Here is a 10,531-nt window from a genome sequence, read left to right as displayed (position 1 = left end):
GTTGGGAGAGATGGTATCTACGAACAGCGAGTCTTTGTAGGAGCGGGTTCACCCGCGAATCCGGCGCAGCCGGGCATTAAAAATTGGTGCGCATTGCGCACCCTACGACGGGATCGGAGATTGATATGTAGGAGCGGCTTCAGCCGCGAATCCGGCGCAGCCGGACATTACGAATATTGATGGCCGATTCTTTGCTGCGCGAATCCTCCAAAAGAAATTCCCATCCATCTCCTTAACTCCCACCAATTGTCCGCTTTGCGGATACGCCACTACCCTAAATTACGTTCGCGCTGAGCCAAGTCACGATGGCAGGCCATGGCTACTATGTACAGGTATTCTGACGCAGACCCTCTGGTGTTCATGGTTACACCGCAGGTTCTGTTGTTTACCGGCGCAGCCGGTGCTGATGACAAGGTAATGCTATGACCGCTGTATATTCTTCTGATGCTGCCTCAGGCAGCCTGATGCCACGCCTGCTGTTGCAGGGCTGGCTGTTGGCAAGACAGATTCTCTGGCGTCTGCCAATGTTGGTTCTGGTGTCTTTGATTGTATTTTTTATTCTGCGCGCTATTCCGGTTGATCCGGTCACTATGCTCCTCCCTCCCGGCGCAACTCAGCAGGATATTCAGGCGTTAACCGCCGAACTCGGGCTCGATAAAAACGTTGTTATGCAGTTTCTGATCTGGCTGAAGGATGCCGTTCAGGGCGATTTCGGTACATCTATTCAGAATGGCTCATCAGTGGGTTCTATGGTGGCGGAAGCCTTACCCATGACTATACAGCTGCTGTTCTTCGGTTTTATTGCCGGCATTCTGCTCGGTCTGGCGATTGGCCTGGTAACTTTCAGTTACCGTGGCACCCGGGTAGAAAAAGTTATTCTGTCGATTAACGGCATTATGATGGCGATCCCGGATTATCTCTGGGCAATTATTCTGATTGTGATTTTTGGTGTCGGCCTGCAATGGCTGCCGTTCCTTGGCCCGGTTGGTGCCAATATCAGTATCGAACACATTACCGGCTTTCTGACGCTGGACAGCCTGCTGACCGGCAACTGGGAAGGTTTGGGCAGTTCACTCGCTCACCTCGTTTTGCCATCGCTGACGCTGGCACTGGTGATCGCCACGCCGATTGCACGTATGGCGTACTCCAGCCTGACGGAAGTGTATCGCGAAGATTATATTCACGCGGCGCGTCTGCGCGGTGTTTCCTCCAAACGTATTCTGATGTTCCACGCATTGCGCAATGCGTCGCTGCCAACCGTCAGTCTCGTCGGCGTACAGGCCAGTGTGATTATTGGCGGTACTTTGTTAATCGAATCTATTTTTGGTTTACCCGGTATTGGCTCGCTGATGATTAAAGCCATGCGCAGTTTTGATATGCAGGTAATTCAGGCAATTGCGCTGACCTATGCAGTAACGGTGCAGCTCATCAATATGTTGACCGATATCGTTCTGTACCAGCTTAACCCACGACTGAGGATGCAGAAATGATGGCATTTATTCCCGCCTGGCTGGTGTCCCTGATTAAAGACAATAACGTCCTGATCGGTGGTGGCTTTTTCTTTCTGTTATTGCTGGCGGCGATTTTTGCGCCAGAGCTTGCCCCTCATGATCCTAATGAACAGGATCTGTTTAATGTTCTGATTCCGCCCATGTGGGCAGAAGGCGGTATGGCGGAATTTCCGCTGGGTACAGATTCACTGGGCCAGTGCGTATTGTCGCGCATGATTTACGGTGCTCAGGTGGTGGTGATTATCGCCCTGACCGCACCGATCGGCGCCGCCATTGTCGGTTCAATTCTGGCATTAATTGGCGGTTATTTTGGTGGCCGCATCGACTGGGTGATTAACCGTATCGTCGAAACCTGGCTGTCGTTCCCGGCTGTGGTGATGGCGCTGATTCTGATGATCGCCTTATCGCCCGGTTTGCATAACGTGATTCTGGCAATTGTTCTGGTGGACTGGGCGCGCTTCTGCAAAGTGCTGCGCGCCGATGTTATGGTGCTGCGCCGCCGCGACTATGTGGCTGCGGCACAGATTACCGGCGCACGTCCGCTGGGCATTATTCTGCGCGATATTCTGCCCGGTATTGTCCCCAGCATGATTTCTCTGATGGTGCTGGAAATCAGTATTGCTGTGGTTGCTGAAAGTACGCTGTCTTTTGTTGGCATGTCGGTGGAGCCGGATGTTGCTTCCTGGGGCGGCATGATCGCCGATGGTCTGAACAGCATGTACAGCTCGCCGTATCCGCTGTTAATTCCGATGGTTGCCATGATATTAACTGTACTGGCGACGACCTTCCTTGGTCAGGGCGTGCGTCAGGTTGTTGATACTCATCTGTCAGAACGTACACAGGGAGCATGATATGGGACACAGTAGTGCTATGGCTCATGCCGCTCAAACACCGCTTACGGATTTTCTGCCGATGGAAAAGAAAGTATTACTGCAGGCCGAAGGTCTGAATCTCGATGCGCGCATTAACGGTAAAACCTGTCGTGTTTTACGGGATATTTCCTTCACGCTGGAAGCCGGTAAAACGCTGGGGCTGGTTGGCGAATCCGGTGCCGGTAAAAGTATGCTCGGCCGTATTCTGTCACGACAGCTGCCATCCGGATTTAACGTATCGTCAGGTTCTCTGGTGTTTGATGGTGAGGATTTACTCGCAGCATCCGATAAGCAGCACCGCGAATGGCTGGGGCGGCGTATCGCCTTTATTCCACAGGAACCGATGACGGCGCTGAATCCTGTGCTGACCATTGGCCAGCAATTCAGCGAGCACATGCATCGTATTGGCATCGACAGCAGTGACGTTCATCAGCGTATGGTGCATGCGTTAAGCGAAGTATTACTGCCGGAGCCGGAACAGATTCTGGATAAATATGCTTTTCAGTTGTCCGGTGGTATGTGTCAGCGGGTCATGATTGCCATGGCATTCGCCAGTGAACCGGATCTGGTTATTTCTGACGAAGCAACCACCGCGCTGGATGTCAGTACTCAGGCTCAGGTGGTTAAACTGCTGCGCCAGATGCAGCAGAAAAAGGGCACCAGCGTTATTTTTGTTACCCATGATATGGGCCTGGCGACGCACGTCTGTGATGAAGTGGCGGTACTCTACGCCGGTGAAATGATGGAACGGGCCGACGCTAAAAAATTACTGACCCAGGCCAGCCATCCTTATACCCGTGCACTGACCAACGCAACGCCGGAACTGGAAGGCGAGCTGTATATGCTGGATACCCTGGACGGTCAGATGCCAGGGGTCGAATCATTCGCTGATATTACCGGCTGTCGTTTTGCCGAGCGCTGTCAGTTCAGTCAGGCATCCTGTCGTGACGGAGTACCCGCGTTGCAGGTTCTCAGTGATACGCACAGCGTGCGCTGTATTCGTCTGGACGAGCTGGAACAGCAGACCAGTGCTGACGATAAAAAAGCCCATGCGACCGGAGCGCCGTTCAGTGACCGCCAGATTCTGTCAGTGACCGGGCTGAGTAAAATTTATAAAGCCGGCAACAGTAAACAGCAGGATAAAATGGCGCTGGCGCCGATGGATTTTCACGTATCTCCCGGTGAATTTATCGGCATTGTTGGTGAGAGCGGATCGGGCAAATCGACATTGGGTCGTCTGCTGATGGGGCTTGAAGAACCAACCTCCGGAGAATTCAAACTGAATGGCGCGGTGCTGGGCAATGATGAGCACAGCTGGCAAAAACGCCGCTCGCTGATTCAGATGATTTTTCAGGATGCCCGTTCCGCGCTGAACCCACGTCGTAAAGTCGGCAAGCTGCTCACGCAAATGATGGACAGCCGTCCGCATCAGCGTCTGGAAAGACAGCGGCGTATGTATGAACTGGCCAACGATGTTGGTCTGTCGAAGCATTCAGTCGGACGCTATCCAACACAGTTATCCGGTGGTCAGCGCCAGCGGGTTAATATTGGTCGCAGCTTATGTGACCTGCCACAGATTTTAATTGCCGACGAAATTGTCTCTGGCCTGGATGTATCCGTGCAGGCGCAGATTATGAATCTTCTGCTGGAATTACGCCGCGAACATAAAGTGGCTCTGGTGCTGATTTCACACGATTTAAGCGTGGTACGTTATCTGTGCAGCCGTATTCTGGTGATGAAAGATGGTGAAGTCGTCGAAAGCGGCAATACCCAGGAGGTGCTGAAAAATCCACAGCACCCATACACCAGAAAACTGATTGCTGCGGTACCGCCGACCGATCCGGATGCTGTGTGGCCTGCGGATATCTGTCCTGCGGATAACGATGCCGATACCGATACCGATACAACAGAAGCGGGAAGCGTTTCTTTATGAGGAATTCGATCCCGGCGCTGCGCTTGCCGGCGTTATTTATTGGTCATGGCTTAGCGAATAACGCACTGGCGGATAATCAGTTTACCCACAGCTGGTCCTGTATCGGGTCCGGTATTGGTAAGCCGCGCGGCATACTGGTCATTTCTGCTCACTGGCTGACGCCTGGTAAAGTTGAAGTCACCGCTATGGAACAGCCAAAGACCATTATGGATGCAGCACTACCAGAGCTGGAGGGCTTCAGCTATCCGGCGGCGGGCAGCAGTGAACTGGCGGGTCGCGTGCGTGAACTGCTCTTTCTGAGCAATGTTGATTACAGTGCAGAATGGGGTCTTGATCAGGGCAGCTGGACCGTACTTAATCATCTTTATCCGGATGCGGATGTGCCTGTTGTGCAGCTGAGCCTGGATGTAACCAAAAGCCCTGAATGGCATTACCGTCAGGGCGAAAAACTGAAAGCTCTGCGCAGTGAAGGCTACCTGATTATTGGCAGCGGCAACATCGTTCATAACCCGGTGATGGCTGACTATGACAGTGAAGAACTCGGTTATTTATGGGCGAAAAAATTTCAGCATACCGTGGCCGAAGCAATACGTGATGCCGATCATGGTGTGCTGATGCACCCGGAGACATTGAGTAAAGAGACGCCGCTGGCGATCCCCTCCATGGAACACTACCTGCCTTTGCTGTATGTGCTGGCGAGCAGAGATCTGCAGGATGATGCGGTGGAGTTTGTTACGCCGGAATGTATTTATGGTTCGCTGAGTATGATGAGTGTGGCGCTGTGGCCGTCGGCTAAGCCCTGAGATATCAGCTGATGATATATTTCAGATATTAAAAAAGCCCTGACGGGCTTTTTTAATATCTCACTACCGGTATAAGACTGCTTACACCGCCATAGTGGCTTCTTCATTTTTCAGGTTGTCAGCCTGTTGGCGACGATAGTCCCGTGGTGTCTGGCCAAACGCGGTACGGAAGGTACGGCTGAAATGTCCGGCATCGTTAAAGCCCCAACGGAAACAGATATCAGAGACTGACAGGTGACCGTACTGCGGATTACCCAGTTCACAACGGCAGCGCTCCAGGCGGCGCAGACGCACGTAATTCACAAAGCTGATGCCACCGGATTCAAACAGTTTCTGAATATAGCGAGATGAAACTTTGTACTTCTCGGCCACCATATTTAATGACAGTGCAGGATCTGCCAGGTTGGCATCAATCAGCTGGCAAATACGTTTGAAATGCATAATTTTTGCTGTACTGCCGAACTCACGTACACCGCTCTCATGGATAAGGTTGCTGACGATAAACTCAGACAACGCAATCTCAATCGGGCGCAGCATGGACGTTTCCAGCTCATCGATATTCTGACTGAGTGAGGTCAGCATGCTGGAAAATACGTGGTTGATACCGCTTTCGCACGGCAGATGACCAACGTTAATCAGGCTTGGATTCAGCAGGCGGGTATTCACCAGATTTTTCGGAACTTTAATGTAGAGCATTTTGAATTCCGATTTCACCGACAGTGTCATATCTACGCCCGTCGGTGCATAGATAATAGAGCCGGTCTCTGCCGGTAATTCAGTACCCTGATATTTTACGGAAAACTCACCTTCCAGCAGCAACGCCATCCAGAAAGGATAGGGTTGATTATCGGACTTTCCGGATATCTCCAGTGGTGAACCAGACATAACTGAAAACTCTACACCCATAGGTGTGTAGACACAGCTGATGTCACCGTGAAACTGATTTTCGTTACAGCCAAACTCGTAGCCTGGCATATACAACTTATCCATTGCCCGTTGCCAGATACGGGCCCGCTCTTTTACTGAGCATTCATCGGTCGATACTTTCCAAGAAGTCATGAGTACACCTCCAAAACTGTTGATGGTTTTCATCATCCATGAGGTTTTGTGTAGTTATGACGTTATAAGAGCATTAACCATACCAAGTACGAGTGGTTATCTGTGAAGATCAGATAGTTACCTGAGGCGATGTAATTAATGTAATTTTGCGGCGTATTTATGTAAGTATTGTTGCTTTTTATAGCGTGTGGCGGGGTAGAAAAGCAGGGTTATTCCATTTTGATTATGGGTAGCCGCTTTAACGAGAATGAATGCTTTTAGCCGGAAAATCTGCAGATTTTTATAACCATTTTATCCGTGTGGTTATATTGATTCTGGTCAATAAAAAAGCACCAGTATGATCCGTTGAGCAACCTCGTGCCCTTTATTGATCCGCATCATTCCGGGCTTAATTTTAATGATTATCCGGCCTTTTTGCTGTGCTGATGAACAGCAGAAAGCATTAGCGAAATCTGATATGGCCGCCGGTCTGATTGCGACGGTGTTTTGCTCTGCAGCCTCTTCAAAGCGGATATTTCTATGCAGCGTATAAATAAAAAAACAGCCGGCAAAGATGCCGGCTGTTTTGCTTACAGGAGTGCTCAGTACTCAGCGCGGGAACATGCCTTTCTTAATGATTGCATGTACGCCCCAGTTACCATCAACCACCTGAGTAATGCCGAAATCCACACCGATCGACATCAGCGACATGGCTTCATCTTCGGTCAGGCCTTTGGCTGTCATCAGGAATTCACGGGTTTTGCGGAAAGCATCACGCATGGCCAGATCGACAGAGGATTTCTGGTAAATGGTGTTGGAATCTTCCAGATCGGTCAGGTAGTTGGCATAGCTGAAGCCGTGCACAACCCATTCGTCTTTGGTTTCCAGTAATGGTGATTTCAGATCATCGAGTTTGGTGCCGGCAATGTCTTTCTCCTTATGCACAACAAACTGGAATTTACCGGTCAGTGAACATTCGATAGCAGTACCACAGAGTTCAGAGTCACCCTGAGATGCGTGCGGGTCGCCAACCTGGAACAGTGCACCAGCGACAGAAACCGGCAGGAAAATGGTAGCGCCTTTACCAATACGCCAGTTATCGATGTTACCGCCGTTGTAGTTTGGCGGTGTGGTGCTGACCACTTCCTGTTCTTTTGGTGCTACCGAAATGGTACCGAAGTGAGGACGGACAGGAACGCGGAAGCCTTTTAATACGTCGAAGTTTTTCTCAACAGTATCGTGATTAACGACCACACCCGGGTAATCAATGGTTGGGTGCTCTACGCCATAAGGGTCGGTCTGAGTGGTCCACTTGTAGTTGTAAACTGCTTTGGCCCAGGCAATCTGTTCCAGTGCATCCAGTTCATAAACAGTGATCACTTCACGTGGCACACCGCCGAGCAGATCGTTGTATTGGAAACCCCAGTTAGCTGCGGCGTTAGAGCCGAAGGCTTTACCGGCAAATTCCGGGTTAAAGCTTGGACGCTGAACAACATCAAGAATGCGTACTTCCAGCACATCACCCGGTTCTGCTTCTTCGATATACACAGGGCCGGTACAGATATGTGGACCCATGCCAGCACCGGAACCAATCGGGCTGTCTACCGGGCCGGCACCACGACGGTCGATATTTTTCTGTTCTTTGGTCCAGTGAAAAACGCTTTCGGCACCCGGATCGCCTTTGATCATGCGCTCGTAATCATCACCGCTGTGGTGAGTCAGAGTTTCGATGGTGGCGAAGTCACCGGATTTGATTTTAACCACCGGGGCCTGGCTGTAGCTGAAGTAACCCCAGGTTACGGTGTCGGCATGGGCCGGGATGTAATAGTGTTTGCCTTCTTCAAAGTTGTTGGCTTTGAGTTGGGCAATATCGCGGCAGTTGGCAGCGGCGGCAATGGAGCCTTTGCTGATGTTTGAAAAGATTTTCTCTTTGCCGGCAGCAAATTCGCCTTTTTCGTTTTCACCGATGTGGCTGTGATGATTACAACCGGGTGAGCAAACGTGATCTGTCATATTGGGTACCTCGGATATTATTCACTTTCTGCTGACTGTTAGTGAAGGCCGGGTGTCTGTGCACCCAAAGATTCCTTCCTATGCTGTGATTATCCGAAGCTATGCGGAATCATTCTTTAATAATTCCGCACGGGTATTTGCCTGAATCTCCCTCCGTGGTTATTCAGGCGGTGTTATTTTCTGCTCAGCTCTGCGCTATCAGTTCTGCTTCGCGTGGCAGCCTGGCGTATTTATTTGCCAGCACTGCGCACACCATTAACTGAATCTGATGGAACAGCATCAGCGGCAGAATCAGAGTTCCCATTGAGGCTGCACCAGCAAACAGTACCTGTGCCATCGGCACGCCGGTTGCCAGGCTCTTTTTCGAGGCGGCGAAGACGATGGTAATTCTGTCTTCCAGCGGGAAACCAAAGGCTTTGCCGGCAATATTGGTCAGCAGCAGCACCAGTGCCAGCAGCAACAGACAGGCGACCACCAGACCGATCAGATCCATAATTGGCAGGCGTGACCACAGGCCTTCATTGACCGCGTGGCTGAACGCGCCGTACACCACCAACAGAATGGAAGACTGATCCAGATACTTCAGCCACTGTTTGTTGGCCGCTACCCAGTTGCCAATCCAGATACGGGCAATCTGACCGGCAATAAATGGCAGTAATAACTGAATCACAATGCCCTGAATCGCTTCTGCCGGATCAATGGAGGCTGCAGCAGTACCCATAATCAGCATGACGATAAACGGCGTCAGGAAGATACCGATCAGGCTGGAGGTGGCTGCACTGCACACTGCCGCAGGAATATTACCGCCGGCTACGGATGTCAGCGCGATGGCGGACTGTACGGTGGCAGGCAGGGCGCACAGATAGAGAATGCCCAGATACAGATCGTCGCCAACCATCGGCACTAATACCGGCTTCAGCGCCAGACCGAGCACCGGGAACAGTACAAAAGTGAAGCTGAAAATCAGCAGGTGCAGACGCCAGTGCGTCAGACCTTCAAACACTGCTTTGGTGGATAATTTTGCTCCGTGCATGAAAAACAGCAGGCCAATTGCCAGGTCTGTCACCCAGGAAAATACTTCGGCTGCTTTGCCGCCCACCGGCAATAAAGCCGCCAGGGCTACGGCGCCCAGCATCATCAGGATGAGTTTATCGGGTAAAAATCTCAGTAATTTCATTGCACGTACTCTTTTGTTTTCTTTAAACCGCTTGAAGCAGCAGTCTGAGTGAGTTTAATCTGAGATAAATATCCTACTAACGCCATAAACCCCCATGATGTCGACAAACGGACAAGTGCAGGCCAATATCCGTCAGGTTCCTCAGCTGGAGGCCCTGCCACGGCGGGTGTACGCCCGCTCGGAATCCCTGCGCACTGCTGCAGTCACCAAATGGCACGATCACCCGTGGATTCAGCTGTCGTACGCCATTCGTGGGGTAATGGAAGTGCAGGTGGCTGACGGGCGTTATCTGGCGCCGCCGCAGCGTGCCATTCTGATCCCGGCGGGTTTATCGCACCGCGTAACCAGTGAACCGGATACCGAAATGCGCAGCCTGTATATCCGCAGTGAAGAGTTTCCGGAGCTGTTGGCGCGGTGTGAAATTCTGGAAGTGCAGCCACTGGCGCGGGAGCTGATCCGTACTTTCAGTACTTACCCTGAGGACTATGACGAAAACAGCGAAGAAGGGCGGCTGGTCAGCGTGATGATCGATCAGTTACGCGAAGCTCCGCGCACCGATCTGCATTTGCCCTGGCCGGCGGATGAGCGGTTGCAGCCTATGTGCCGCGAAATTTACGCCCATCCGGATCACCCGGATACCCTCGGCGATTGGGCACAGAAGCTGGGTATTTCTCAGAAAACCATTACCCGCATTTTTCAGAAAGAAACCAGTCTGGCGTTCCGCGCCTGGCGTCAGAGATTACGTTTGTTGAGTTCCTTGCCCATGTTAGAACGCGGTGAACGGGTAACCGACATCGCATTGGCCTGTGGATATGATTCCACCTCAGCGTTTATATCAGCCTTCCGCAGCCATTTTGGCGTAACGCCGGGCGGGTTGGTGTCCGGGCGCAGCGAGAGTGTTGCGTGAGGCGTTGCAGGCGGGGCCGATTGCGTAATTCATTGTAGGAGCGGCTTCAGCCGCGAATCCGGCATGGCCGGACGTTACGGATATTGGTGCGCGTTGCGCACCCTACGGGTAGTGATTTTAACTGTGGGATTCATTGTAGGAGCGGCTTCAGCCGCGATTCCGGCATGGCCGGACGTTACGGATATCGGTGGGCGGAGCCCACCCTACGAACCCCGGTTATTTAATTAAAATACGGTTTAAATATGGAAAGATCTGTAGATACCATCTCTCCCAACCG

8 protein-coding genes are annotated in these 10,531 nt (G+C 51.6%); 5 read left to right on the top strand and 3 right to left on the bottom strand.

The genetic code is table 11. The features are described from left to right. Nucleotides 1-422 precede the first annotated feature (422 nt). Genes B2Z72_RS18855 through ygiD form a run of 4 tightly spaced genes read left to right on the top strand, consistent with a single transcriptional unit; the run spans nt 423 to nt 5,119 of the window. Entirely contained in the window at nt 423-1,490 is a 1,068-nt protein-coding gene (locus B2Z72_RS18855; protein WP_296984853.1) for an ABC transporter permease, read from the top strand. Continuing rightward, the gene (locus B2Z72_RS18850; protein WP_296984851.1) at nt 1,487-2,362 is read left to right on the top strand and encodes an ABC transporter permease; all 876 of its coding nucleotides are present in this window, start codon (nt 1,487-1,489) and stop codon (nt 2,360-2,362) included. Before B2Z72_RS18855 ends, B2Z72_RS18850 begins: the two co-directional genes overlap by 4 nt. A 1-nt stretch (nt 2,363) precedes the next feature. Next, on the top strand, nt 2,364-4,316 hold the full coding sequence (locus B2Z72_RS18845) for an ABC transporter ATP-binding protein (protein ID WP_296984850.1): 1,953 nt from the start codon (nt 2,364-2,366) through the stop codon (nt 4,314-4,316). After that, entirely contained in the window at nt 4,313-5,119 is an 807-nt protein-coding gene (gene ygiD, locus B2Z72_RS18840) for a 4,5-DOPA dioxygenase extradiol (RefSeq protein ID WP_296984848.1), read from the top strand. Before B2Z72_RS18845 ends, ygiD begins: the two co-directional genes overlap by 4 nt. Before the next feature lie 81 nt (nt 5,120-5,200). Here ygiD and B2Z72_RS18835 read toward each other — a convergent pair whose 3' ends face one another. From B2Z72_RS18835 to B2Z72_RS18825, 3 genes are all read right to left on the bottom strand, one after another. Further along, nucleotides 5,201-6,178 carry a helix-turn-helix domain-containing protein gene (locus B2Z72_RS18835; RefSeq protein WP_296984846.1) on the bottom strand — a complete coding sequence of 326 codons (978 nt, stop codon included), beginning with the start codon at nt 6,176-6,178 and terminating at the stop codon, nt 5,201-5,203. A gap of 588 nt (nt 6,179-6,766) precedes the next feature. Further along, complete coding sequence (locus B2Z72_RS18830; protein ID WP_296984844.1) at nt 6,767-8,170, bottom strand: acetamidase/formamidase family protein; 1,404 nt, start codon at nt 8,168-8,170, stop codon at nt 6,767-6,769. Between the two features lie 184 nt (nt 8,171-8,354). After that, nucleotides 8,355-9,347 (bottom strand): bile acid:sodium symporter family protein, encoded by a 993-nt coding sequence (locus B2Z72_RS18825; RefSeq protein ID WP_296984842.1) that lies wholly within the window; start codon nt 9,345-9,347, stop codon nt 8,355-8,357. 94 nt (nt 9,348-9,441) lie between these two features. On the opposite strand from B2Z72_RS18825, the gene B2Z72_RS18820 reads away from it, so the two are divergent. Continuing rightward, nucleotides 9,442-10,254 carry an AraC family transcriptional regulator gene (locus B2Z72_RS18820; protein ID WP_296984841.1) on the top strand — a complete coding sequence of 271 codons (813 nt, stop codon included), beginning with the start codon at nt 9,442-9,444 and terminating at the stop codon, nt 10,252-10,254. Nucleotides 10,255-10,531 lie beyond the last annotated feature (277 nt).

It is taken from the genome of Thalassolituus sp. UBA6592 (genome assembly GCF_002433655.1).
GTDB lineage: Bacteria > Pseudomonadota > Gammaproteobacteria > Pseudomonadales > Oceanobacteraceae > Venatoribacter.
Note: the sequence above shows the minus strand (reverse complement) of the source record. Positions and strands in the feature narration are given on the sequence as shown.